General features: G+C 69.2%; 21 protein-coding genes. 6 read left to right on the top strand and 15 right to left on the bottom strand.

What is annotated here, in order from left to right:
* Positions 1-249: 249 nt before the first annotated feature.
* The 8 genes from recN to ABAZ39_RS02645 all read right to left on the bottom strand — a co-directional run bounded on the left by recN (position 250) and on the right by ABAZ39_RS02645 (position 9,237).
* Complete coding sequence (gene recN, locus ABAZ39_RS02680; RefSeq protein WP_014241236.1) at positions 250-1,920, bottom strand: DNA repair protein RecN; 1,671 nt, start codon at positions 1,918-1,920, stop codon at positions 250-252.
* Positions 1,921-1,928: 8 nt separating this feature from the next.
* Positions 1,929-2,747 (bottom strand): outer membrane protein assembly factor BamD, encoded by an 819-nt coding sequence (locus ABAZ39_RS02675; RefSeq protein WP_038526478.1) that lies wholly within the window; start codon positions 2,745-2,747, stop codon positions 1,929-1,931.
* Between the two features lie 128 nt (positions 2,748-2,875).
* On the bottom strand, positions 2,876-3,613 hold the full coding sequence (locus ABAZ39_RS02670) for a protein phosphatase CheZ (RefSeq protein ID WP_038526475.1): 738 nt from the start codon (positions 3,611-3,613) through the stop codon (positions 2,876-2,878).
* Between the two features lie 200 nt (positions 3,614-3,813).
* Positions 3,814-4,917 carry a protein phosphatase CheZ gene (locus ABAZ39_RS37455; RefSeq protein WP_038526471.1) on the bottom strand — a complete coding sequence of 368 codons (1,104 nt, stop codon included), beginning with the start codon at positions 4,915-4,917 and terminating at the stop codon, positions 3,814-3,816.
* A gap of 3 nt (positions 4,918-4,920) precedes the next feature.
* Entirely contained in the window at positions 4,921-5,286 is a 366-nt protein-coding gene (locus ABAZ39_RS02660; protein ID WP_014241240.1) for a chemotaxis response regulator CheY, read from the bottom strand.
* 367 nt (positions 5,287-5,653) lie between these two features.
* Positions 5,654-7,684, bottom strand: coding sequence for an aminopeptidase P family protein (locus ABAZ39_RS02655; RefSeq protein WP_038526468.1), 2,031 nt, complete (start codon positions 7,682-7,684; stop codon positions 5,654-5,656).
* A 109-nt stretch (positions 7,685-7,793) separates the two neighbouring features.
* Entirely contained in the window at positions 7,794-8,255 is a 462-nt protein-coding gene (locus tag ABAZ39_RS02650) for a tellurite resistance TerB family protein (protein WP_038526465.1), read from the bottom strand.
* Between the two features lie 67 nt (positions 8,256-8,322).
* Positions 8,323-9,237, bottom strand: a complete 915-nt coding sequence (locus ABAZ39_RS02645) for a 50S ribosomal protein L11 methyltransferase (RefSeq protein WP_038526462.1) — start codon at positions 9,235-9,237, stop codon at positions 8,323-8,325.
* 308 nt (positions 9,238-9,545) lie between these two features.
* Between ABAZ39_RS02645 and ABAZ39_RS02640 the strand changes: the two genes are divergently transcribed.
* The gene (locus ABAZ39_RS02640; RefSeq protein ID WP_144243451.1) at positions 9,546-10,649 is read left to right on the top strand and encodes a PDZ domain-containing protein; all 1,104 of its coding nucleotides are present in this window, start codon (positions 9,546-9,548) and stop codon (positions 10,647-10,649) included.
* A gap of 16 nt (positions 10,650-10,665) precedes the next feature.
* On the opposite strand, the gene ABAZ39_RS02635 is transcribed toward ABAZ39_RS02640, so the two are convergent.
* On the bottom strand, positions 10,666-11,862 hold the full coding sequence (locus ABAZ39_RS02635) for a hypothetical protein (RefSeq protein ID WP_038526457.1): 1,197 nt from the start codon (positions 11,860-11,862) through the stop codon (positions 10,666-10,668).
* Positions 11,863-12,012: 150 nt separating this feature from the next.
* Positions 12,013-14,355, bottom strand: coding sequence for an ATP-dependent helicase (locus ABAZ39_RS02630; RefSeq protein ID WP_038526454.1), 2,343 nt, complete (start codon positions 14,353-14,355; stop codon positions 12,013-12,015).
* Between the two features lie 561 nt (positions 14,356-14,916).
* Here ABAZ39_RS02630 and ABAZ39_RS02625 point away from each other — a divergent pair.
* Both ABAZ39_RS02625 and ABAZ39_RS02620 read left to right on the top strand, forming a co-directional pair.
* Positions 14,917-15,606: a LuxR C-terminal-related transcriptional regulator gene (locus tag ABAZ39_RS02625; protein ID WP_038526452.1), complete on the top strand. Its 690-nt coding sequence runs from the start codon at positions 14,917-14,919 to the stop codon at positions 15,604-15,606.
* 254 nt (positions 15,607-15,860) lie between these two features.
* Positions 15,861-16,523 carry a LuxR C-terminal-related transcriptional regulator gene (locus ABAZ39_RS02620; RefSeq protein ID WP_038530569.1) on the top strand — a complete coding sequence of 221 codons (663 nt, stop codon included), beginning with the start codon at positions 15,861-15,863 and terminating at the stop codon, positions 16,521-16,523.
* A gap of 28 nt (positions 16,524-16,551) precedes the next feature.
* Here ABAZ39_RS02620 and ABAZ39_RS02615 read toward each other — a convergent pair whose 3' ends face one another.
* Both ABAZ39_RS02615 and ABAZ39_RS02610 read right to left on the bottom strand, forming a co-directional pair.
* Complete coding sequence (locus ABAZ39_RS02615) at positions 16,552-17,322, bottom strand: alpha/beta fold hydrolase (protein WP_051657763.1); 771 nt, start codon at positions 17,320-17,322, stop codon at positions 16,552-16,554.
* Between the two features lie 255 nt (positions 17,323-17,577).
* A complete protein-coding gene (locus ABAZ39_RS02610) occupies positions 17,578-18,138 on the bottom strand; it encodes a hypothetical protein (RefSeq protein WP_038526449.1) in 561 nt (186 codons plus the stop codon).
* 232 nt (positions 18,139-18,370) lie between these two features.
* On the opposite strand from ABAZ39_RS02610, the gene ABAZ39_RS02605 reads away from it, so the two are divergent.
* Positions 18,371-18,820 (top strand): YccF domain-containing protein, encoded by a 450-nt coding sequence (locus ABAZ39_RS02605; protein WP_038526447.1) that lies wholly within the window; start codon positions 18,371-18,373, stop codon positions 18,818-18,820.
* Here ABAZ39_RS02605 and ABAZ39_RS02600 read toward each other — a convergent pair.
* A complete protein-coding gene (locus ABAZ39_RS02600; protein WP_051657762.1) occupies positions 18,814-19,971 on the bottom strand; it encodes a DUF3095 family protein in 1,158 nt (385 codons plus the stop codon). The genes ABAZ39_RS02605 and ABAZ39_RS02600 overlap by 7 nt on opposite strands.
* A 178-nt stretch (positions 19,972-20,149) precedes the next feature.
* Here ABAZ39_RS02600 and ABAZ39_RS36025 point away from each other — a divergent pair, with 178 nt between their 5' ends.
* Positions 20,150-21,424 carry a hypothetical protein gene (locus tag ABAZ39_RS36025; protein ID WP_038526444.1) on the top strand — a complete coding sequence of 425 codons (1,275 nt, stop codon included), beginning with the start codon at positions 20,150-20,152 and terminating at the stop codon, positions 21,422-21,424.
* 60 nt (positions 21,425-21,484) lie between these two features.
* Here ABAZ39_RS36025 and ABAZ39_RS02590 read toward each other — a convergent pair whose 3' ends face one another.
* Positions 21,485-21,925, bottom strand: coding sequence for a CBS domain-containing protein (locus ABAZ39_RS02590; protein WP_038526440.1), 441 nt, complete (start codon positions 21,923-21,925; stop codon positions 21,485-21,487).
* Positions 21,926-22,380: 455 nt separating this feature from the next.
* Here ABAZ39_RS02590 and ABAZ39_RS02585 point away from each other — a divergent pair, with 455 nt between their 5' ends.
* The gene (locus ABAZ39_RS02585) at positions 22,381-22,719 is read left to right on the top strand and encodes a hypothetical protein (RefSeq protein ID WP_247874613.1); all 339 of its coding nucleotides are present in this window, start codon (positions 22,381-22,383) and stop codon (positions 22,717-22,719) included.
* Positions 22,720-22,816: 97 nt separating this feature from the next.
* Here ABAZ39_RS02585 and ABAZ39_RS02580 read toward each other — a convergent pair whose 3' ends face one another.
* Positions 22,817-24,025 (bottom strand): acetate/propionate family kinase, encoded by a 1,209-nt coding sequence (locus ABAZ39_RS02580; RefSeq protein WP_038526434.1) that lies wholly within the window; start codon positions 24,023-24,025, stop codon positions 22,817-22,819.
* Positions 24,026-24,038 lie beyond the last annotated feature (13 nt).

The following is a 24,038-nucleotide window of genomic DNA, read 5'->3' as shown; positions in this document are numbered from 1 at the left end:
CCGGTTACCGGACGCGCAGGGCTGGACTATGCGTGTTTTGCTGTGGCCGCCGTATGACCGCTGCGGGCGATTGCTGTGACCTGATACCGTCAAGCCAAGGACTTGGCTTGACGTATTGCGTTCAAACGCCACGCAGGCTTTTCGCGCCAAGCCAAATTCCATCTTAGGCGCGGCGCCCGGTCGGGCGCTCCGGCGAGCGGATGAATGGGGAAAGTCCATTCATCCGCTCACCGGGATCACGGTACCGAATTACCCCCGTCCGGCGATCAGGCTGTCGGCGGCGGCGCGGGCCTCGGCGGTGACGGTGGCGCCGGACAGCATGCGGGCGATCTCCTCGCGGCGGTCGTCGCCGTCCAGCTCGACCACGCCGGTCGTCACCTGCTCGCCCTTTACCGACTTCTGCACCTTGAGGTGGATGGAGCCGCGGGCGGCGACCTGCGGGCTGTGGGTGACCACGAGCACCTGAAGCCCCTGCCCGAGCGTCTTCAGACGCTCGCCCACCGCGGCGGCGACGGCGCCGCCGATGCCGGTGTCCACCTCGTCGAACACCAGCGTGCCGACGGTCGAGGTCTGGGCCAGCACCACCTTCAGCGCCAGCATGAAGCGCGCCAGCTCACCGCCCGACGCGATCTTGTTCAGCGCGCCGGGGGGCGAGCCGGGGTTGGTGGCGACCTGGAAGGCCACGCGGTCCATGCCCGATGCCGTCCAGTCCGACTCGTCGGCCAGCGGCTCGACCAGCGTGCGGAACTTCGCCTTCTCCAGCTTCAGCGGAGCGAGTTCCGTGGCAACGGCGGCGTCCAGGCGCCCGGCGGCCTGCTGGCGCTCCCGGCTCAGCGACTCGGCGGCCTTGCGGTAGGCGTCACGGGCGACCTCGGCCTCACGGGCGAGGCGGGCCAGCAGATCGCCCTGATCCTCGATCAGCAGCAGCCGGTCGGCCATGTCCTTGCGCAGGGGGGCCAGCGCGTCCACGTCCACCCCGTGCTTGCGGGCGGCGGCGCGCAGGGCGAACAGCCGCTCCTCCAGCTTCTCCAGTGCCTGCGGGTCCATGTCCACGTCGGAAGACACGGCCTGAAGACCGGCAATGGCCTCCCCTGCCTCGGTCGCGGCGCGGTCCAGAGCGGCAATGACCGGATCGAGCTTGCCGGCGGCCTTGTCGGCGATGCGGCTCAGCGTGCGGATGGCCGAGGACAGGGCGCGCTCCACCCCGCGGTCGCCCGACAGCTCCCCATAGGCGGCGTTCAGGGCGTCGACCAGCTTTTCCCGGTGCATCAGCACGGCGCGGGTCTCGGCCAGTTCCTCCTCCTCGCCAGCCTTGGGGGCGAGGGCATCCAGCTCGGCCACGGCGTGGCGGAGATACTCCTCCTCCGAGCGGGCGCGGGCGATCTCGGCGGCGGCGTTGGCGCGCGCGTCCTCGACCTGCCTCCACGCCCGGTGGGCGGCGGCGACCTGGGCAGCGTGGCCGGACAGCCCGGCGTAGGCGTCCAGCACGCCGCGGTGGGTTTGCGGATTCAGCAGGCCGTGGGTGTCGAACTGGCCATGGACCTCGACCAGCTCCTCGCCCAGCCGCTTCAGCAGGCCGACGCCGACCGCCTGATCGTTGACCCAGGCGCGGCTGCGCCCGTCGGCACTGACGGTGCGGCGGACGACCAGCCGCTCCTCGGGGTCGAGCCCCTGCTCCCTGAGGATGGCGAGCGCCGGGTGGTCGCCGGACAGGTCGAACTCCGCCGTCACCGACGCCTGATCGGCGCCGTGACGGACGAGGCCCGAATCGGCCCGCGCACCGAGCGCCAATCCCAGCGCGTCGAGCAGGATTGACTTGCCCGCACCGGTCTCGCCGGTGAGGACGCACAGCCCCTTGCGGAAGCCCAGCCCCAGCCGTTCGATCAGGACGACGTCCCGGATCGTCAGCGACGCCAGCATGGATCGTCCTAGAACAGGGAGCTCCAGGCTCTGCTGATCCAGGACTTCTCGTTTCGCTCCGGACGCACGTTGGCGTCCACCAGCAGTGCGTAGCTGTCCGTGTACCATTCGCTGCCGGGGAAGTTGTGGCCGAGCACGGCGGCGGCGGTCTTCGCCTCGTCCGTGATTCCCAGCGCCAGATAGCACTCCACCAACCGGTGCAGCGCCTCAGGGACGTGGGAGGTGGTCTGGTAGTTTTCAATCACCGTGCGGAACCGGCCGATGGCGGCAGTGTACTGACCCTGCTTCAGATAGAAGCGCCCGACCTCCATCTCCTTGCCGGCAAGATGGTCATTGGTCAGGTCGATCTTGATCTTGGCGTCGCGGGCGTACTGGCTGTCCGGGAAGCGGCGCACGACCTCCGACAGCGCGTCGAGCGCCAGACGGGTCATGCGCTGGTCGCGGCGGACGTCGGTGATCTGCTCGTAATAGGACAGCGCCCGCATGTAGTAGGCGTAGGCGACGTCGGGGCTGCCCGGATGAAGCTGGATGTAGCGGTCGAGCGCCAGGATCGCGTCGTCGTACTTCAGATCCTGGTAATGGGCGTAGGCCGCCATGATCTGCGCCTTGCCCGCCCATTCGGAATAGGGGTGCTGGCGCTCCACCTCGTCATAGAGCTTGGCGGCCACCTTGAACCGCTCCTCCCGCATGGCGGCGTCGGCCTCTTGGTAGATCTGCTCGGCCGGACGCTCGACATACTGGTCCTCGGTTTTGGTCGAGGAGCAGGCGGTCAGGACGGAAGCCAGGAGGAGGGCCGCAAGCGGCAGACGGGAAAAACGGCAGGGCATGGTCGTCGCGATGCTTTCGAAGTTGGCCCTATATAGCACGCCGGGGCGCGGGGGCGGCAAGCCGCTTCGGCGAACAAATTTCGAACCTCGCCGCCATGACGCGGACGGACACCCGGAATGGACGGCGATCAGCCGAACAGCGCGTCGATGTCGGCTTGGCTGATGTTGCCCATCTCCTGATGGTCGGCCGGGCCGTGCAGCTCCAGCGTCTCGTCCATCTTGGTGACGGTGGGCGGCAGCGGCATCGCCTCGAACTCGCGCTTGTTCCAGTGGCTCATCATCGCGTCGACGCGCTCTTCGATGAAGGACAGGGCGCGGACGACCTTGGTGATGCGCTGGCCGGTCAGATCCTGGAAGTTGCAGGCCTCGTAGATGCGGACGATCACGTCGTTCATGTCGTTGACGCGGTCGGCGTGGTAGCCCTCCGGCAGCGACGACTTCAGCTCGTGAACGACCTCCTCCAACTCCTCGGCGCAGGCCATGATGGTGTTGGTCGCGGCCTCCGTCGCCGAGACGACGGCGTTCAGTTCCTGCGACGCCTGCACGAACTTGTCGTCGCCGGCCAGCGGGTGGCGGATCGCCGCCATCTCCACCTTGGTGGCCTTGATGCGGCCCGAGATGTCGGCGATCTCGACCTGGATCTGGTCGATCTGCTGGGCGTCCATGGTCAGGAAGCGGTCGAGCTTCGCGCCGAGGTCGCTGATGGCGCGGATGACGTCGCTGTTGTCCACCGTGACCGGGCCGGACGGCAGCGACGCCAGCGCCGGCGCCAGGGCGGAGGCGTCATCCACCACCGCCTGATAGGGATTGCCGGTCCGGCGGGCCTTTTGAAGCTCCGCCATGAAGGGTTTCGAGAGATTCTTCATGCGGGCTGCGCCTCTTTCCGAAGGGACGTCCGGGGCATCCGCGCACGCCGGCCCGTCTGGTCAGGACTGCCCGCCAAGGCCGGCATCGGCCCGGCGGGCGACGATCGTCATAGCAAACTGCATGTCCCAATTCGCCCGCCGATTGGTGCGGCGGCAACTCTTCACAAATCCGACGCCGGACCGTCTTGTTGACCGTGAGGTCAGCCGAACAGGGCGTCGATGGCCGCCTGATCCAGCGGCGCCGGAGGCTCGTCCGCCGCGGGCGGCGGGGCGGCCGCCGGCTTGGCCGCCGAGGCCGGCTTCGGGGCGGGCTTGGCCGCCGAGGCCGGCTTCGGCACCGGCTTCTTGGCGGCGGGCGCCGGAGCCGGAGCGGAAGCCGGCGGAGTCGCGGCGGGAGCCGGACTGTCGAACAGGCTGTCGATGTCCGCCTGACTGGCCTTCGCCGGAGCGGCAGGGGCCGGTGCTGGGCTGTCGAACAGGCTGTCGATGTCCGCCTGGCTGGCCTTGGCTCCGGTCTGGGCCGCGGGGGCCGGAGGCGGCGCGGGCGGCGGTTCGGGAGCCGGCGGCGGTGCCGCCATCGCCGGACTGTCGAACATGCTGTCCACGTCGGCCTGGCTGACGCCGAGGCCGTCGAGCTGGGGACCGTTCAGCAGATGGGAGTCCGGCCGGGTGTCCGTGTTCTCAGGCGCGATCTGGAGGCCGGCGAGCTTCTCGACGCCCCAGATGTTGATCATCGCGTTGACCCGCTGCTCGATGTAGCGGAGCGCGTTGACCACCTTGCTGGTGCGCTGGCCGGTCAGGTCCTGGAACGAGCAGGCGGTGAAGATGTTGGTCACCTCCCCCTCGATCTCGGAGCACAGGCCGGGGTCGGCGCCGTCCGCCTTCAGCTTGCCCGACAGGTCCATCAGCCGCTCGGCGGCGTTCAGGATCTCGAAGGACGCGCGTTCGGTGGAGATGACGATGGCGTCCAGCTCGTTGGTGGCCGACGTGATCTTGTCGCCACCGGCGTCGGGCGGACGCAGGGCTGCGACCTCGCGCCGCGCCTGCTCGATGGAGGCAGCCATCTCCATCAGCTCGCGCCGCAGCACCTCGACGTGCTTGGAGGCTTCCACCACCTCGCTCTGCTGATGCCAGGAGCTGCGGAACTCCAGCAGCATCTTGCGCACCTCCTCCGCCGCGGCCCCGTGGGCCCGGCGGTGGAAGCGGCGCAGGAAGGCTCGCCCCTTGGTCGTGCGGGCGATCGCTTCCTCGATCTGGTCGAACTCTTCCTCGGAAAGCTGCGGAAGCTGATCCAACCCAACCACTCCTTACCCGCCGATGACGGCCTGGATCTTCTGCTTCAGGGTATCGGCGTTGAAAGGCTTGACGATGTAGTTGTTCACACCGGCCTGCTTGGCGGCGATCACGTTCTCGGTCTTGCTCTCGGCGGTGACCATGATGAACGGGGTCGAGGCGAGCTTGGCGTCGGCGCGGATCTCCTTGAGGAGCTGCAGGCCGGTCATCGGCTCCATGTTCCAATCGGAAATGATGAGGCCGAACTTGCTCTCGCGCAGCTTCTGCAGGGCCGAGACGCCGTCGCCGGCCTCGTCGATGTCCGTGTAGCCGATCTGGGTCAGGAGGTTCCGCACGATGCGCCGCATGGTGGCGTAGTCATCGACGACAAGGATCTTCATCTACGCGTCTCCGCATTCTTCCGTTGCTAGGCACCGGCCCGGCGTTCAGCCGCCCGGCGCTGCGTGGCGTGCGCCGGGGTCGGTCTGGTCCGACTGTGATGCCTTAAGTCTGCCGAAAAGTCATCCCTCACGGCCACAGTGACGTACGCCCGTAAATATCGGGTTACCAAGACCGCCGAATTTCCGCCGCTCCCCAAGGCGATGAGGCATCGCTTCAAGGCACGGACGCGCGTCCGGCGGCGGTCCGAACGGACATACCCCTGCGTCGGGTGGGGACCTTGCCAGATTTCACAGGCGAACGCACGGGCTGATTCTCGCGCGGCACGCCTTCCAACTGCCGGCAACGCTCCATCCCGGACCATGTCCCTCAGTCGATGATCGGCGAGGTCGCCTGCCTCAACCATTGCCTCACGGCGGCATCCCCCTCGCCCGCGAGCCGCGGCTCCAGCGCCTCGCGCACGTGGGTGTGATAGGCGTTCAGCCACGCGATCTCCGCCTGGGTCAGCAGCGCCGGCTCGACCAGAGTGCGGTCGATGGGGGCCAGGGTCAGCACCTCGAATCCCAGCATGGGCCGCTCCGCCATCGGCAGCTCGAGCGGCTGGACGACGATCAGGTTCTCGATGCGGATGCCGTAGGCGCCGGTCTTGTAGTAGCCGGGCTCGTTGGACAGGATCATGCCGGGCTGCAGCGCTACGCTGTTCGGCACCTTGGAGATCCGCTGCGGCCCCTCGTGCACCGACAGATAGCTGCCCACCCCGTGGCCGGTGCCGTGGTCGTAGTCCAGCCCCAGCGACCACAGCGGCAGGCGGGCCAGAGTGTCGAGCTGCGACCCGGTGGTGCCGCGCGGGAATCGCGCCGTGCTGACGGCGATGTGGCCCTTGAGGACCAGCGTGAAACGCTCGCGCATCTCCGGGGTCGGCGCGCCGATGGCGATGGTGCGCGTCACGTCGGTGGTGCCGTCCTGATACTGGGCGCCGCTGTCCAGCAGGAACAGGCTGCCCGGCTCCAGCCGGCGGTCGGTCGCCTCCGACACCCGGTAATGGACGATGGCGCCGTTTGGCCCCGCCCCGGAGATGGTGTCGAAGCTGAGGCCGCGGAAGCGGTCGTTGGCGCGGCGGAAGGCCAGCAGCCGGTCCGCCGCCGCGATCTCCGTCACCGTGCCCGACGGCGCCTCCTGCGACAGCCAGTGCAGGAAGCGGACGAGTGCCGCGCCGTCGCGGGCGTGGGCGGCGCGGGTGCCGGCCAGCTCCGCCTCGTTCTTGCAGGCCTTGGGCAGAGCGCAGGGGTCGGGGTCGCGCTCCAGCTTGGCGCCGGCCATGTGCAGCCGGTCGAAGATCCAGGCCGAGGTGCCGGCCGGGTCGGCCATCACCTTGCGCCCCTCGCGCCCCAGCCCGTCCAGAGCGGCGCCCAGCTCGTCCGGGGCGCGCACGGCGACCTGATTGCCGAGATGGGCCTCGACGCCCGGCGCCAGCTTGCGGCGGTCGATGAACAGGTCCACCTGTGCGTCGTCCTTCAGGATCGCGAAGGACAGCGGCAGCGGCGTGCAGGGCACGTCCGCGCCGCGCAGGTTGAGCAGCCACGCGATGGAGTCGGGCTGGGTCAGCACCACGGCGCCGATGCCGTTGCGCGCCAGGTCGCCGGCGATGCGGGCGCGCTTGTCGGCGGCGCTGTCCCCGGCGAAGACGAGGTCCTGGGCAACCACCGGGGCCAGCGGGGGCGGCGGCTGGTCCGTCCAGACGCGGTCCACCGGGTTGTCCGGGCAGGGCACCAGCGACAGGCCGATGCGCTCCAGCTGCTGGCGGGTGCGCTCCACCCAGCCGGCGGTGTGCAGCCACGGATCGTAGCCGAGCCGTCCGCCGCGCGGCAGCGCCTCTCCCGCCCATTCGGTCAGCGGGTCGTCGACCAGATGCCGGTATTCGTAGAGGTCGCCCGACACCTCCGTCTGGACCTGGAGGGTGTAACGCCCGTCCACGAAGATGGCCGCGCGCTGCCGCCCCACGACGGCGTGGCCGGCCGATCCGGTGAAGCCGGTCAGCCAGGCGAGGCGCTGGGCGCGCGGCGGCACATACTCGCCCTGATGCTCGTCGCCGCGCGGCACGATGAAGCCGTCGAGGTCGGCGCGCCCCAGGACACCGCGCAGGGCGGCGATGCGGGCGGGGTAATCCGGTGCCTCGGCGACACGGCCATCAGCAAGGTCGGCCTTCAGGGCGCGGAGCTGCCCGGCGAGATCCTCCGGAAGCCGCGCCCCGACCAGGACCATCCATCCGTCAGGGTCCTCCCCCTCCGGCGCGGCGAGCACCCCGGCGACGAGGCTGCGGATGTCCGCGGGGGTGTGGGGCAGGCCCGCTTGGGCCAGGAGCTGCGCCAGGGTTTCGTCGCCGCGGTAAGCGCTGGACACGGGGGCTGATCCTCATCCGGTGAAGCCGTCCGCGACAGGCTAGGCAGGGACGCCCCACCGCGCAAGCGCGGGAAAGGGCATAGCCGCGCGAAGGCCCCGGCGGGACGCCCTACAGCCCCGAATCGTCGGGCAGCCCCAGCCGCTCCAGGACGCGCTTGCGGGCGAGGCCACGATCGACGTCGGGCACATGGAGCAGGCCGCCGATGCGGCGCAGCAGGTTGGACTCCAGGTCGTTCAGCTCGCCATCGGCGTAGGCGACCTCCCACAGCATCTCGATGATCCACAGCCGCTTGTCCGGCGGGCAGTGGTCGTTGATCACCGTGACGTAGCGGTAGTAGGGCGAGGCGCCCTCCGTGTCGAACACGGCGGCGGACAGCAGGTCCTGCGCCTCCTCCTCGCTCAGGTGGAAGTGGCGGCGGGTGACGTCGAGGATGCGCTCGCGCTCCGCCGGGGAAATGGTGTTGTCGGTGCGTGCGGCCTCGACCAGAAGGGCGGCGGCGGCGGCCTCCAGCCTGTGGCGGTCGTCGCCGGGGTCGTTCTCCTGGAACAGCGCCCTGATCCGGTTCAGCATCGGTCCTCCGCGGGTCGTCCATACATTCGGAAGACATTGGCGGCGGGAGGACCGAAATCCAGGGGCGTCAGCCCTTTACGGCCGTCCGCTTCGGGCGCTTCACCACAAGGGTGGTCCATTCGCCGACCGGGATGCGCGCCACCAGATGCAGGCCCTGGGTGCGGTGCGCCTGGATGACGTGGCGCTCCTGCCGGTTCAGCAGGCCGGCCAGCACGGCGACCCCGCCGCGCTGCAGATGGCGCTTGAGCTTCGGCGCCATGCGGGCCAGCGGACGGGCCAGGATGTTGGCGGTGATCAAGCGGTAGGGCTTGTGCTTGCCCACGATGGCGGTGTGGTAGCCGTCGCCGCCCTGCGAGCGGATGCGGGCCTTCACCCCGTTGAGCGCGGCGTTGACGCGGGTGACGCGCACCGCCTCCGGGTCGATGTCCACGGCGGTGACGGGCACCCGCCAGCGCTTGGTCACCGCCAGCGCCAGGATGCCCGAACCGCAGCCCATGTCGAGCGCCCCGCCCCGCCCGGCGCGCGGCAGGCTCATCCGCCGGGCCAGCCGGTCCAGCGCCATCAGGCAGCCTTTGGTCGAGCCGTGCTCGCCCGTGCCGAAGGCGGTGGCGGCGTCGACCAGCAGCGGGATGCTGCCCGCTGGGACGATGCCCTCATGGTGGGAGCCATGAACGAAGAAGCGCCCGGCCTGGATCGGCGGAAAGCCCTGGTAGCTGTGCGACACCCAGTCGATCAGGGGCAGCTCCTCGACGATCAGCTTGGGCTCGGGGATGCCCATGGCCTCGGCCAGAACGGCGACGCGGGCGTTCAGCCGCGGCTCGTCCGGCTGCCCGTAGACCGTCGCCTCGACCAGCCAGTCGCCGTGCTCCTCCAGCTCGAAGGTGGACACCGCGTCGGCGTGATCGCCAATCGCCTCGGCGAACGCGGGGGCGTGGGCTTCGGGAATGACGAGCGCGATGCGCCAGAGCTTGGAGGAGGACATGGGAAGGTCGCCGATGATGGGGTGGTCGTTGTCTGGTGGGAGACTTAACCACAGAGACGCGGCGACACAAAGATTTCCTGCAGCCGGAACGTCCTGCAACCGCGCGCACGCGCCCATCGCGGCACAGGACTGCCGCATCCGGAAACGGGTCCACCGGGCTGGATCGACCGCAGTGTGCGACGTTTTGACCGGCGAAAGCACGTTACGGGCTTGCCGCCGCTTTTCTTACCACTTTTGAGCGGGCACACTGCACCCGGAGATCAGCGGATCGAGGGTTCCGCAAGAGCGACACGGGGGAGACGGGCTTGATGCAGCGCGTTAGCAAAGCGGCCAGGGCATGGATGGCGGCGCTGGTGGCGGTTTCGGGGGCGGCGATGGTGTCGGGCTGCGCGCTCGATCCGGTCGGGCTGGCGATCGGGGCGGTGAGCGCAGTGAACATGCCATCGGAAGCGTCGCTGGTGGCCGATATGGTTCCCTCCTACCGGGGCACGGACTGCAAGGCTCTGGCGTCGCTGCAGCGAGGGTACATCGACCAACTGCCTTCGTTGGACCCCGAATTCCACGAGGCCGTGATGGTCAACGTCAAGGCGGTGCGTCAAGTCATGGCGGAGCAGCGTTGCACGGCGGGCGCCGGTGCGGTGGCGGGTACAGGCTCCGCTTCGGCGGCGGCGGTCACAGCCGATCCCGCCGCAGCACCGGCAGCGCGCGAGCCGCAGGGGACGATGGGGGCGGCGGTGGAGCCCCTGACTCCCCATCTGATGCAGGCATTGGGGGTGGAATCGCCACGCGGTCTGGTGGTGACGGCGCTGATACCGGGCAAGGCGGCCGAGCTGTCAGACATCCGGGCCGGCGACGTGATCCTGGAAGTGCGCGGCGTCGCGGTGGGCGATGTGGTGCAGATGCGCGGTGTTCTGGGCGCGGTGCCCAGCGGGCAGAGCGTGCTGGTCAAGCTGTGGCGCGCCCGCGAGCCGCGCGAGCTGATCGTCGGCCCGATCATCAGCACGACCCCGGCCCTGCCGCCGGGTGCCGTGTACGCCGATGCGCCGGTCCTGGCGGCCGCGCCGGTGCGCGAGCGCTTCTGCGTGGCCCAGATGACCGGTTCGGGCCTGTTCTCGAGCAGCGTGCACTCGCCGCTGTTCACAGTGCGAAACGACGGCAGCGAGGCGGAAAGCGCCAAGCTGACGACGGCCTTTTGGGAGGCGGCGCGGAAGGCTCAACCCGGATACTGGCTGGCGCCGCACCCGCGGCCGACCTGCACCCGGGATTCGAAGGTCTGCACGTCGGCCAGCGCCGACTCCGACGTGCTGATGATGCTGTGCGAGACGGACCGCAGGAAGGGCGCGGAGATCTACGAAGCGCTGCGGCGGGACAAGCCGCAGACCGAACTCCCCTGGTCGCCGCCGGCGTCGTGAGGCGAAGCCGGCGGAATCACCGTCCCGACAGCCGGTCCGCGATGTCGTGCATCCCCTGCTCGCGCAGGATCGCCTGACGGTGGCGGATAAGGCGGCGGGCCAGCGCCTTCTCGACCTCGGCGCCGCCAAGCAGGCGCCCCTGCGGATCGCGCAGGTGGGTGGCGAGATGGTCGGCCAGCAGCGCCTCCTTCTTCGGGTCGCGGCGGTCGAGCGGCTGGGTGCCGTTCAGCGAGTGCTGGATGCGCTCCAGCAGGACGGCGCGGCAGCACGGCGCGCGCGCCTGGACGATCAGCGCGCCGACATGGGCCAACAGCGGGCTGACCGGTTCGCTCTTCGGCTGCGGGTCGCGGCCCAGGATCAGGTCGGCCAGAGCGCACAGCCCCAGGGCGAGGTTCGGCTGTGCGCCCAGAAGCTCCTTCACCAGCTCGGCGGAGCCCAGCGTGTCGGCCATCACCCCGTCGAGCAGGGCGAGGTGGCGCGGCTCCACCTCCGGCCCGATCAGGTCGAGCAGCATCTCCAGCTTGCCGGCCAGCGAATTGCGGTCGGCCAGATGAAACGTGAGCTGGCTGAGGAAGGCGAAGTCGTGCCCCTCCTCCCCCACCGCGGCGGCAAGGGCGCGGCTGGAGCGGGACAGGTCGGCGGGATCGAAGGCCGGCAGGGCCTTGCGCTCGGCCTGGAAGTCGCGGGCGCGGGTCATCACGACGTCGGCGAAGCCCCGCAGCTCGCGCGCCCGCGCCGGCACGGCGACGCCATGGCGATCCGCGTGGTGGCGGGCCACCGCCTGGAGCGCCGCGCCCAGCAGCAGGCCCTGCTCGTCGAGCTTGCGCAGGTAGGTCCAGCTGTGGAGAAGCTCGGTCGGGGTGATGCGGAACTTGTCGAGGAAGGGGCGCAGCAGCCGGCCGGTGACCACCCGTGACTCGAACCCGTAGAGATCGCCGGGGGCCGTGCAGTAGGGCGCGCCCTCCGCCGTGCCGCCCAGCGCCATGGGCTTGTCCTTCACCACCGGAACGGCCTTCTGGAAGATCACCGTCTCCAGCGACAGTCCGGCCAGCGAGCGGAACCTGAGGGCCTTGACCTCCTCAACCCCGCTGACCGCCAGCCAACTGCGGGCGGAGGCCAGGGCTCGGCGCTCCTCGTCGTAGGTCCCTTCGATGGTCCAGCGACCCTCGCGGCGGATCTGGACCTCGAACGCGGTGCTGCTCTTGCCGAACACTGTGCGGGTTCCGTGGCTGTGGGCACGATGTCTGTGCACAACCAGTAGCCGAACGCCGCCGCCCGGCCTGTGACGATCGTCACCGCGGCGGGGCGCTGCGGCAATCGGTCACCCTGCCCCGATCACCCCGCCCCGATCACCCCGCCTGTGTCAGCCCGCCTTCTCCGCCGGCACCACGAAGCTGTCCATCACCTTCTTGCTGCCGGCCTGATCGAAGTCGATCTCCAGCTTGTCCTGGTCGACCGCCGTGACGGTGCCGTAGCCGAACTTCTGGTGGAACACCCGCGCCCCCTTCGGGAAGGGCGCGTTCGGACGGGCGCGCGGGGCGACCTGATAGGAACCGCTGTCCAGCGTGATGGTGCGCGGCGACGGGGGCTGCTGGCGGCCTGCCGCCTGCTGGCCGGCGCGGAAGGCGGCGTAGCTCGACGAATCGCGGAAGCTCCCTCCCCCGCCAAATCCCCCGCCGCCGGCGTTGCCGCCCGGATAAAGGCCGCTCGCCGCCTCCGCCTCGACGTCGCCGCCGGGGATCTCCTCGACGAAGCGGGAGGGGATGGCGCTGACCCAGTTGCCGTAGAGGCGCCGGTTGGCGGCGTGGCTGATGTAGGCCCGCTTGCGCGCCCGGGTCAGCCCGACATAGGCGAGGCGGCGCTCCTCCTCCAACCCGGCGATGCCGGTCTCGTCCAGCGCGCGCTGGTTGGGGAACACGCCCTCCTCCCAGCCGGGCAGAAAGACCATGTCGAACTCCAGCCCCTTGGCCCCATGCAGGGTCATCACCGTGACCTGATCGACACCGGCGGCCTCGGCGTTCTCCATGACCAGCGCGACATGCTCCATAAAGCCCGACAGGTTCTCGAACTCCGCCATGGCGGTGATGAGTTCCTTCAGGTTCTCCAGCCGGCCCGGCGCCTCGGGCGTCTTGTCCTCCTGCCACATGCGGGTGTAGCCGGACTCGTCCAGCACCATGCGGGCCAGTTCGGTGTGCGGCATGGTCGCCGACAGGGTGCGCCAGCGGAAGAAGTCCTGAAGCAGGTTGCGCATCACGCCGCGCACCTTGGGCTTCAACTCGTCCGTCTCGGTCAGCGCCCAGCCCGCCTCGGTCAGCGGCATCCCGCGCGAGCGCGCCGCCTGATAGAGGCATTGCAGGGCCGCCGGGCCGACGCCGCGCTTGGGCACATTGACGATGCGCTCGAAGGCGAGATCGTCGTCGGGCGAGTTGACGACGCGCAGATAGGCCAGCGCGTCGCGGATCTCCTGCCGCTCGTAGAAGCGCGGGCCGCCGATCACCCGGTAGGGCAGGCCCAGCGTGATGAAGCGCTCTTCGAACTCGCGGGTCTGGAAGCCGGCGCGGACCAGGACGGCGATCTGGGCGAGCGAGACGCCCTGGCGCTGCAGCGCCTCGATCTCGTCGCCGACCCAGCGGGCCTCCTCCTCGCCATCCCAGACGCCGCGCACGCGCACCGGCTCGCCGCCGTCCGCCTGGGTCCACAGCGTCTTGCCGAGTCGCCCCTTGTTGTTGGCGATCAGGCCGGAGGCCGCCGACAGGATGTGGCCGGTGGAGCGGTAGTTCTGCTCCAGCTTGATGACGGTGGCGCCGGGGAAGTCGGCCTCGAAGCGCAGGATGTTGCCGATCTCGGCGCCGCGCCAGGCGTAGATCGACTGGTCCTCGTCGCCGACGCAGCAGATGTTCTTGTGGGCCTGCGAGAGGATGCGCAGCCACAGATACTGGGCGACGTTGGTGTCCTGATATTCGTCCACCAGGATGTATTTGAACTTGCGGTGGTATTCCGCCAGCACGTCCGGGTGCTTCTGGAACAGCGTGATGTTGTGCAGCAGCAGGTCGCCGAAGTCGCAGGCGTTCAGCGTGCGCAGCCGCTCCTGGTAGGCGCGGTAGAGCGCCACCACGCGCCCGCCGGCCACGTCGCCGCCGTCGCCCTCGTTCAGCCGGTCCGGGGTCAGGCCGCGGTCCTTCCAGCGCTCGATCACGCCCAGCACCTGCCGCGCCGGCCACTTCTTGGAATCGACGTTCGCCGCCTCCAGAAGCTGCTTGATCAGGCGGATCTGGTCGTCCGTGTCGAGGATGGTGAAGTTGGACTTCAGCCCCACCAGCTCGGCATGGCGGCGCAGGATGCGCGCGGCCAGCGCGTGGAAGGTGCCCAGCCACCAGCCTTCCGGCTCGATCCCCACCAGATGGGCGACGCGCTCGCGCATCTCGCGGGCGGCCTTGTTGGTGAAGGTCACCGCCAGGATCTGGAAGGCGGCGGCGCGGCGCGTCATCAGCAGATGGGCCAGCCGGGTGGTCAGCACGCGCGTCTTGCCCGTGCCGGCGCCGGCCAGCACCAGAACCGGACCGTCCAGCGCCTCGACCGCCTCGCGCTGCACGGGGTTCAGCCCGTCCAGATAGGCGAAACGCTGCGCCGGCGCGGGGGCCGGGGCGCCCGCGTGGCTGAGGGGATCATGGCCCAGCGGATCGTCGTAGGCGTAGGGATCGGACATGCGGCACCGGATTTCCTGGGTGGGCTCCCCCGCGGTCGGGAGACGCCCTTCATCGAAAGAGGACACCGTATATAGCACGCCCCCCGGCGCATCGAACCCCTTCCCTTGACGGAACGGCCAGGGCGCTCCGCCAATGGGCATGGACCTAGGCCCATGGGCAGGGATGGACGCGACCCGCACTATGTCCGACACCATAGCGCTTGTCTTACCACAATCGCTCGAAGTCACATCGGCCATAGGAGCCCAAGAATCACCCGCAGTCACAGACAAATCACAGGCAGAACCGAATTCAAGACCGATTGATTATTCCCGGTGAGACATTCGTGAATGGTTCGTTGGACGGTTTGTCTTATTTCGGCTTAGGGCATATGCCCATTGCGAGACATAACTTTTCCTTTGGGGAAATTTTCTGTTCCGCAAATCCGGGGTAAGGTCCAATCAGATCGTGGCACCCCGAAACCAAACGGACAGCCGCGGAGAGCGGCCCTCCCCCCGGACCGGATGTCCACGGAGGCGCCAGTCAACGACCGAATTGAAACAAACAGAGGGCGGGTAGGAACAATGGACCCCGTGAACGTTTTCCTGATCGACGCGAACAAGCTCTTCCGCGAAGGCATGAAGCGTCTGTTCGAGAACACGCCCTTCAAGGTGATGGGCGAGGCCGGCACCCTGCGCGAGGGCGTCCCCGCGGTCGAGGCGGCGGGCACCCAGCCCGACCTGGTCCTCATCGACCTCGTCAACGGCGGCGAGGACGAGGCCGACCAGCTCCGCGCCCTGCGCGACGGCCACCCCGGCATCCGCGTCGTCATCCTGACCACCGACCTGTGCACCCGCCGCCTGTCGGGCGCGCTCGGCGCCGGCGCCCACGGCTACCTGATGAAGGACATCGCCTGCGAAGCGCTGATGCAGTCGCTGAAGCTGGTGATGATGGGCGAGAAGGTGTTCCCCACCCACCTGGCCGAGCTGCTGATCAACGGCCGCAGCGATGAGCTGGCGACCGAGGTCCCGGCCCGCCGCAAGGGCCTGTCCCAGCGTGAGATCCAGATCCTGCGCTGCCTGCTGAACGGCAACTCCAACAAGATGATCGCCAACCACCTCCACATCACGGAGGCTACGGTGAAGGTCCATCTGAAGAGCCTGCTGCGCAAGATCAACGCCTCCAACCGCACCCAGGCGGCGATCTGGGCGCTGAACAACGGCATCGGCGACCAGCCGGCGGAAGCCGCCGGGATCAGCGCCAACGTGGTCTGATCCATCGTCCTGCTTCTTGCGGTTCTGCCTTCCCGGCACCCACAACGCCGGCCGCGCCATCCCGCGGCCGGCGTTGTCGCGTCCGGAGCACCCGTTTTGGGTGCGACGACACGCCATAAGTGGTGCGCCATAGGACCAAAGGCCCTCTTCCGCCTCGAAATGATGATGGCTATTTCGGCAATACGCTCCGAATTTGTTTGGATCGCAGCCCCGACACGATGAGCATCATGGAATACAGCGCGGAAAAGCCGACCCTGAACGTTCTGCTTGCCGACGATCACCTGCTGTTCCGGGACGGGCTGCGGCGTCTGCTCGCCCAGTCGGACGACAGCATGGTGTTTCACGAGGCCGGGACGTTCGACGACGTCCGCCGCCTGTGCGACGGCGCCATCGCCTTCGACCTGATCCTCCTGGATCTCGGCATGCCGGGATGGAACGGCTTCTCCCTGCTCGGCGAGATCCACCAGCGGCTTCCCAAGGCGCTGCTGGTCGTGGTGTCGGGATCGGAAAAGCGGTCGGACCTGCTGGCCGCGCTGGAGAACGGCGCCGCCGGCTTCATCCCGAAGTCGAGCAGCGCGAAGGTGCTGATGGGTGCCCTGCAGCTGGTGCTGGCCGGCGGCGTCTATCTGCCGGAACAGGCGATCCGCGGCGACCGGATGACCGACAGCGCGCCGCACGCCGGCAACGGCTCAGGCGACGCCGATCCGCTGGGCTCCCTGGCCGACGGGGCGGGCGACCAGTTGACCCCGCGCCAGCGCGACGTGCTGAACCGCCTGCGCGACGGCAAGTCCAACAAGCAGATCGCGCACGAACTGGGCCTGACCGAAGGCACCGTGAAGGTGCACGTGACGGCGATCCTGCGCCAGCTCGGTGTGCGCAACCGCACCCAGGCGGCGATCACTGCGAACGGTCTCTGACCGGACGCCCTTTCCGGGCCTGCTCCGCTCAGGCCCCTCCCCGCTCCACCGAAGCGACCAACGCGGCCAGAGCGCCGCGGATGGCCGATTCATGCTTGGCGGGCAGAACCTGCTGGCCGGGAACGGTCACCACCGTCAAGGTGCGGCAGCCGGTCAGGCGCTGCTCCAGGAAGGACGCGCCCGCAAAGCCGTCCGGCACGTCCTTCCCCTGCACCAGGGTGACCGGGACACGGACCGCGTCGAGCGCGGGCGCCATGGCCTGAAGCTCCGCCGCGCTGTCGCGGACGACCGGCGGCAGGATGCGGGCGGCGATGCGGCGGAACACGCCCGGCCGGGCGGCCTCCTCGGTCATCGGGTCGATCAGCAGAAGGCCGCCGACCAGTTCCGGGAAATCCAGCACGGCCCGCAGCGCCACCGGCACGCCGTTGCCACAGCCGATCAGCAGCGGCTTTCGCGAACGGCGGAGCGTCAGCAGAGGGCGCAGCGCCGCCGCCGGCACGCCGGGGTCGCCGCCGCGCAGCCGGGAGGCGCCGCTGATCGGCGCCGGGTCGGGACGCGGCACGGCCACCCACTCCTGCCCCGCCGGAACGGCGCGCAGCAGGCGGGTCCAGGCCCGGGATTCGCTCGACGCCGCATGGACCAGGATGATGCGCCGTCCGGCGGGATCGCCGGCGACGACGCAGCCCGGCCCCACCTCCCGCGATGCGCCGCAGCGTGACGTCGGCGCCTCGCCGGGCGACGACGGCACGATGCCGAACGCGGCCCCCGCGGGCCGCCCGGCGCTGCTGTGTATGGTCAAGGCTCCGCTCCCCGATTCCCGAACACGTCGCGGAGATCGTCTCCGCCGATTGACAGGGAGCCTAATGGAGGGTCTGCAGCCTTGTCCCGTACCATAAAAAGGCCCGAAATGGCGCGAACGGTGGCCGCAAATCCCGAAAATCGCAGGTTTTTACCCCAATTGTTGTGCAGTCCCGCCATTGCCGGCGAAATCCGCACAAGAATTGGGACTATCGAGGGCCGAAAACGTCAGTGGGCCGGCACCATCCCGGCACCGTCAGTGAATGGTGTTGCCATCGGGAAGCGCCTCGACCGGACGGTCGTCGCGCGGCTCGGACGGGCGGTGCAGCTCGCGCATCAGATCCCGCCAGTCCGGCGACCCGCCAAGCTGCTGGATCAACTGCGTGGAGAAGGCGAACACGGCCATCTCGAGCGGCCCGTTGTCCTCGGCATGGGCGTTGACGGTCAGGCAGGATTCCGCGGCGCTGACGAAGATGGCCGATGCGATGGCCACCCCCGGCCCCGGTTCGGGCAACGGCACCGGCGCCGGGGCGGACCCGGTGGTGCGCAGGGCCGACAGGTTCTCCACCAGCAGGCGGGTGCGGATGGCGGTGTCGATCGCCGCCCCCATGGTGTAGCCGGCCTCCGACTCCGCGGCGGAGCGCAGCAGGCGCAACCCCGCGATCACCCCGTGGGCGACGTCGGCGGTGCCGGCGCGCTTGGCCGCCGCCGCGATGGCGGTGCCAAGGATGGCGGTGACCACCGGCGCCATGCTTTCGGCGTCGTCGCCCATGACGGCGGCGTCGGTGGACTCTTCGTGGTTCTGGACCTCGTTCATGCGGCCTCCGATCCGGTGATACCCTGGATGGCGTGCGGCGCGGACCCCGGTTCCCTGCGGAACCGCTTTTTGCTCAAAGGCCCCTCGTTCGATCTGTGGCCTTTCCGGAGGGCATTCAAGCCACCGGAAGCCGGGAGGGGATGAATCTTTCGATGCGCCACTTTCGCCGATCCCTCCTCTGGGCGAAGCCGCCCGCCATCCCCACATGTGCGGGCAAAAGGAGAAACACCCGATGCCCTTCCTCAGCCTTCTTCTCAACATCCTGTGGGTGGTGACCGGCGGCATCTGGATGGCCGCGGGATGGCTCCTCGCGGCCGTCCTGATGGTCCTCACCATCGTCGGCATTCCGTGGGCGCGATCCGCCTTCACGATTGCCTGGTACACTCTGTTGCCCTTTGGACAAACCGCCGTCCGCCGGGATGAGTTCCGTGGCCGCGAGGACATCGGCACCGGCCTGCTCGGCACGCTGGGCAACATCCTGTGGTTCGCGCTGGCCGGTTGGTGGCTGGCGCTCGGCCATCTGGTGGCCGCGGTCGGCCTCGCCATCACCATCATCGGCCTGCCCTTCGCCTGGGCGCATCTGAAGCTCGCCCTGCTGGCCCTGTGGCCGGTCGGCACCGAGATCGTGACGGTGGACGAGGCGGAATCCCGCCGCCGCCTGCTCGGCCGTGGGGCCTACTGAGCGGACGGCTCCCGCTCGGCCATCCGCTTCAGCATGACCGAGGCCCGCCAGAAGCCGAGGTCCGCTCCATCCACGAAATGGACGTGCCGGTCGGCGGCGAGGTCGCCGACCAGGCAGGTTACCGTGGAGGCCGCCGCCCGCGCCGTGCCGTAGCGGATGCGCCCGGCCGCCGCGTGGCCGGCCAGCATGGTCTCGATGGCGGCGGCCTCCGTCTCCGTCACGTCGAGGACGAGGCGTGGCCCGCCGGCCGATTTGCGGAAGTCCGACCGCTCGGCCATGCCGCGGCGGTAGCGGTCCGGATCGAAGCCGGCCACCCGCCAGCCGCCGCCCAGAATCGCGGCGAGCAGTGCGGATTTCCCGAGAAGCGACAGGACGCAGGCCAGCCTCCGCCCGCGCGGGCGCGTGCGCGCCTCCAGCCACAGCGACCGCCAGGAAGGCGGCCAGCGCACAGCCAGCCGTTCCCCCATGCCGAGCGGCGCCGCCGTGGCGGTCGGCACGATCCGCTCGATGTCGGCCTGGACCCGGGCCAGCACCGACAGCCCCGGACCGCCACCGGGCAATGGATCGACGATTACGCACAGGATCACGCCGCGTCCGCTGTTGACCGGGTTCCAGCGGCAGGACACGCCCTCCAGCCCGGTCAGCGGGCCGGGCCGCGGCTCCAGCCGCCAGCGCGGATCGGCCTTCACCCAGGCGTCCGCCGCAGTGACCCCGCTCCCCAGGAACAGACCGAAAGCGTCGCCGTTGCCGAAATCCTGCAAGGCGACCAGCACCTCCAACCCCTCGTCGAGAAGCGCCCGCACCGGCACGAGGCCGACCCGCAGAGGCACGTCCATCTCCGTCGCCGCCCAATGGGCGAGCGCCGCCAGCGCCTGCTCGGCCGCCGTGCGGCGGCCCGGCGGAACCGCGGCGATGGCGCCGTCCCCGCCGAACTGGCAGGCGGCGGGCTGCTCCGGTTCCCGCACCGCCTCGGACAGGACGGCGACCACCGCGGCGGCGACGAAATTCACGTCACGGTGACGCCCCTCCCCGGCCAGACGGGTGCTCGCCACCACGTCGGCGACGGCCAGCGACCAGTCGCCGTCCAGCGCCGCGTAATGGGCGGGATCGGCGGCTTCGGCGGTGAAATCGTGGATGGACGGCAGAAACATCGCCTTCCTCGCGCCAGGAGGTTCCGGAGACGGACCACTCCAGTCTACGCCCCGGCCCGCGCCCTGTGAATCACCCCCGTGAAGCGTTCCCCGAACCCATCCGCAATGGACCCATCCCGGATTGTCGGTCCAGTTCGTCCGGCCCATCGTTCCGCCGTCCAATCCGGGGAGGAACGCCATGGGATTCGCAAGCGACTGGAAATCCGCCAAGACGGCTTTTGAAACCGCCACCGGCAAGAAGAAGCCGAGCGCCAAGTTCATGGGCGTCTTCCACAAGTCCGGGCTGGAGGACGTGACCAAGGCACTCGACACCGCCCTCGGCAAGAACGACGCCAAGGCTCTGGAGAAGGCGCTGCTCGACTATGTGAAGAGCGCCACCGCCTATCAGACGACGCTGGAGAAGTCGGCCAAGGCCGAGGGCGTCGCGACCATCGCGGCGGAGCTGAAGAAGCTCGGGCAGTCGCTGGACGACATCGGGCGCCGCGCCGGCGTGGCCGTCAACGAGCGCATCGCCGAGATGCGCGAGGACGCCGAGGCGGAAAAGGCCAAGGAGGCCGAGGAGCAGGGCAAGGCCGCCCGCGCCATCGCCGACAAGGTCGCGGTGCAGATCGACGGGCTGCTGAAGGCCACCAACGCCGACATCAAGCTGCTCGATCAGGCCGCCGCCAACGCCGACCTCGCGCTGCGCAACGTGCTGGAGGCGCAGGGGGCCGGCAACGCCAAGGAGGCGAAGGCCCAAGCCGCCGCGGTCCAGGCCGCCGCCAAGACGGTGGACGCCCAGGCCAAGAAGGTCGCCGCGACCGCCGCCCAGGCCGCCAAGCTGTTCTCGCAGGGCAAGGCGGCCGTCGCGAAGATGAAGCTCGACCCCAAGCAGTATGGGGGACGCGACCCGGCCCAGGGGGCCTTCGACCGCGCCGACGCCATCGTCATGAAGCTGGACCAGCTGAAGGACGACACCGCCGAGGCCGCCACCGAGGCCGCCGGGATCGTCAAGGAGGCCGCCCAGGCGCTGAAGGGCGCCCTGGACCTGCGCGCCACCTATCTGGCGAGCTGCCGCAAGCTGGCCAAACGGGCGCAGGACGCCGACTCCTTCTACGACAACATCGCCCGCGACGTCGGCGGGCAGGCCGACCGCGCACAGCAGGAGCAGATGGTCGCCGAAGAGGCGGAGGACGACAAGCGGGCGGCCTCGCTCAAGACGGCCACCTTCTACATCACCCAGGTGCGCCAGCAGGCCGCCCAGGCGAAGAAGGAGATCCTCGCCGCCGCCAACGAGATCACCGGCACCCGCAAGTCCTTCCCGGCCATGGTTTCCGACAAGGACCCCGACTTCGGCCCGCTGCTCGCCGAGGCGAAGGTGTCCCTGGACGGGCTGAAGGAATCGCACGCCGCCCTGACCAAGGCCGAGACCAAGATCGACAAGGTCGAGACCGCTCTCAAGAAGCTGGGGTAAGAGGCGAGACCGCCGAAGCCCTCCGCGCAGCCCGGAGTGCGCGGGGGGCTTCGGGCGCGTTCACATCATGACCTCGGTCAGGCTGTCCATCATCTCGCGCTCGTGCTCGATCAGCATCAGCTCCTCGCCCATGAAGTCGCGCATGGACACGACGCCGACGACGCGGCCGTCGCGGACGACCGGCAGGTGGCGCAGGCCATGGTCGGCCATCCGGCGCAACGCCTCGCCCACCGTGATGTCGTGGGCCGCGGTGATCGGGCACGGGGTCATCACCTCCGACAGCCGGGTCTGATCCGGGTCCAGCCCGTCGGCCACCACGCGGTCGGTCAGGTCGCGCTCGGTGAAGATGCCTTCGATCTGTTCGTCGATGGAGGCGGTGACCACGACGGACGCCACATGGGCGGCCTTCATCTGCCGCGCGGCATCCCGCACCGAGGCCCCCGCCGGCAGGCTGACCACGCGGCGGCGGTTCAAAAGATCTCCGATGTTGCGATGCATCATGGCTTTCCTCCTCCAAGTGCGGATGTTTTGGAAGGCTACGGCGGCTGTTTTCTTTGGTCTGACCGCCGCGCCCGCGCCCAGTCGTCGGCTCGCGCCTCCTTTCGCTGTTCATTTGCGGATGCGAAAAGAATGCCGCACCTGCGAAGTGCCGAAACGGGCGAAATCTGTCCACAGACCTATTTATCAAGTGTTGAAAAAGGTAATCACTTTCTCACCACTTGACGAGCAAAGCCACCGCAAAACAACGTCATGGTTGCCATGACGGTGCAACATGCGACAAAACCACTCACCATTGCCCGACGGCGGTGGTTCTGGCATGGAAAATCAGAGCATTTTCGCTGGCGGATCAAGCTTAACCATTATTAAAGGAAATAGGTCCGAAACTCCGGACAATTGCAGTTCTGTCACGATGTCGTCTGGAAAGGGCCTGGGCCGCCATGTCGTGGTTGTCGAAATTGAGCGGACGAGGCAAATCCACCGCGGCTTCCGCGTCCAACGCCAAGGAACGCCCCGCCGATCCCCCGACCATCCGGATCGACAGCCACGAATATGTGCCGGAGGAGTTCGTCCTCGGGTCTTTCCGCATCCGCCCCTATGACGGCGATTTGATCGCCAAGCAGCAGTTCGACTTCCGCATCCTCTTCCGGCTCGGCGAGGAAAGCTTGGATTTCGCCTGCCGGGGCGTCGTCGTGAAGATGGACGAGCAGGTCGGCCTCGTCGCCCGCTTCCACCAGCCGCCACCGGTTCACACGCGCAAGTTGATCGAGTATCTGAAGCTCTGGAAAGGTCTGTAAACGCGGACCGCTCTCCCCCGCAAAAGGAAGGCCCGCCGTCACGACGGCGGGCCTTCTTCATTCAGCCTTCATGCGGCGGCACCGGACGGACCGCCGGTCAAGCGGTCTCCAGCGCCTTGCGGCTGTGCAGGGCGATCATCTGCTCCTCGTCGGTCGGGATGACGTAGACGGGGATGCGGCTGGTGGGGGCGGAGATCAGCGGGCCGTTGGCCTCGTTGGCCGCCGGGTCGATGACCACGCCCAGCCAAGCCAGCTTGTCGCCCACCCGCGCCCGCACCGGGGCGGAGCGTTCGCCGATGCCGGCCGTGAAGACCAGCGCGTCGATGCCGCCCATGGACGCGGCAAGCGCGCCGGTCTCCTTGGCGATGCGGAAGCAGAACAGCTCCACCGCCTCCCCGGCATGCGGGTCCTCGCTGTCCAGCAGGGCGCGCATGTCGTTGGACAGGCCCGACACGCCGAGCAGGCCGGACTTGTTGTAGAGCAGCTTCTCGATGGCGTCGGCGCCCATGCCCTTCTGGCGCATCAGGTAGATCAGCACGCCGGGGTCGATGTTGCCGCAACGGGTGCCCATGGGCAGCCCGTCCAGCGCCGTGAAGCCCATGGTGCTGTCCACGCTGCGCCCGGCGTGGATGGCGCACATGCTGGCGCCGCTGCCGAGATGGGCGACCACCACCCGGCCATCCGCCAATTCCGGAGCCAGCTCCGGCAGGCGGCGGGCGATGTACTCGTAGGACAGGCCGTGGAAGCCGTAGCGGCGCACGCCTTCGTCGGTCAGTTCGCGCGGAATGGCGAACATCTGCGCCTGCCAGGGCTGGCCGCGGTGGAAGGCGGTGTCGAAGCAGGCGACCTGCGGCAGCTCCGGATGGGCCTCGGCCAGCGCGCGGATGGCGGCGAGGTTGTGCGGCTGGTGCAGCGGGGCCAGCGGGATGAAGCTCTCAAGCTCCTCCATCACCGCCGGGGTCAGCAGCACCGGGGCGGCGTGGCGGGTGCCGCCATGGACGACGCGGTGGCCGGCGGCCAGCAGCTTCGCCCCGTCCAGCCGCCCTTCGATCCACTCCAACAGGAAGGCCAGCAGGGCGGTGCGGTCGGACGGCTCGCCCGCCGTCCAGACCCGCTCGGCCAGCGGACACTTGGCGGCGTCCTTGGCCTCGAATTTCGGCTCGGTGCCGATCCCGGAGATCTGGCCGTTGATCGTCACCCGCAGCCCCCCCGCCCCGCTTTCCCGGAAGACCGAGAATTTCAGGCTGGAGGAACCGGCGTTGATGACCAGGATGGCGTTGCCGCCACCCGCGTTCTGGCTGGTCATGACGGTCGCCCCT

Origin of the sequence: Azospirillum argentinense, from assembly GCF_000632475.1 — a bacterium.
GTDB classification, from domain to species: Bacteria; Pseudomonadota; Alphaproteobacteria; order Azospirillales; family Azospirillaceae; genus Azospirillum; species Azospirillum baldaniorum.
The sequence above is the reverse complement of the archived record's forward strand: the minus strand, read 5'-3'. Positions and strand labels throughout refer to the sequence as shown.

Bases quoted from the DNA above. Each gene is read 5' to 3' on its own strand.
- ABAZ39_RS02605 (WP_038526447.1), top strand. From the start codon at position 18,371: ATGCCCTTCCTCAGCCTTCTTCTCAACATCCTGTGGGTGGTGACCGGC.
- ABAZ39_RS02590 (WP_038526440.1), bottom strand. From the start codon at position 21,925: ATGATGCATCGCAACATCGGAGATCTTTTGAACCGCCGCCGCGTGGTC.
- ABAZ39_RS02640 (WP_144243451.1), top strand. From the start codon at position 9,546: ATGCAGCGCGTTAGCAAAGCGGCCAGGGCATGGATGGCGGCGCTGGTG.
- ABAZ39_RS02660 (WP_014241240.1), bottom strand. From the start codon at position 5,286: ATGAAGATCCTTGTCGTCGATGACTACGCCACCATGCGGCGCATCGTG.
- ABAZ39_RS02600 (WP_051657762.1), bottom strand. From the start codon at position 19,971: ATGTTTCTGCCGTCCATCCACGATTTCACCGCCGAAGCCGCCGATCCC.
- ABAZ39_RS02630 (WP_038526454.1), bottom strand. From the start codon at position 14,355: ATGTCCGATCCCTACGCCTACGACGATCCGCTGGGCCATGATCCCCTC.
- ABAZ39_RS02645 (WP_038526462.1), bottom strand. From the start codon at position 9,237: ATGTCCTCCTCCAAGCTCTGGCGCATCGCGCTCGTCATTCCCGAAGCC.
- recN (WP_014241236.1), bottom strand. From the start codon at position 1,920: ATGCTGGCGTCGCTGACGATCCGGGACGTCGTCCTGATCGAACGGCTG.
- ABAZ39_RS02650 (WP_038526465.1), bottom strand. From the start codon at position 8,255: ATGCTGAACCGGATCAGGGCGCTGTTCCAGGAGAACGACCCCGGCGAC.
- ABAZ39_RS02625 (WP_038526452.1), top strand. From the start codon at position 14,917: ATGGACCCCGTGAACGTTTTCCTGATCGACGCGAACAAGCTCTTCCGC.
- ABAZ39_RS02670 (WP_038526475.1), bottom strand. From the start codon at position 3,613: ATGAAGAATCTCTCGAAACCCTTCATGGCGGAGCTTCAAAAGGCCCGC.
- ABAZ39_RS02580 (WP_038526434.1), bottom strand. From the start codon at position 24,025: ATGACCAGCCAGAACGCGGGTGGCGGCAACGCCATCCTGGTCATCAAC.
- ABAZ39_RS02610 (WP_038526449.1), bottom strand. From the start codon at position 18,138: ATGAACGAGGTCCAGAACCACGAAGAGTCCACCGACGCCGCCGTCATG.
- ABAZ39_RS02675 (WP_038526478.1), bottom strand. From the start codon at position 2,747: ATGCCCTGCCGTTTTTCCCGTCTGCCGCTTGCGGCCCTCCTCCTGGCT.
- ABAZ39_RS36025 (WP_038526444.1), top strand. From the start codon at position 20,150: ATGGGATTCGCAAGCGACTGGAAATCCGCCAAGACGGCTTTTGAAACC.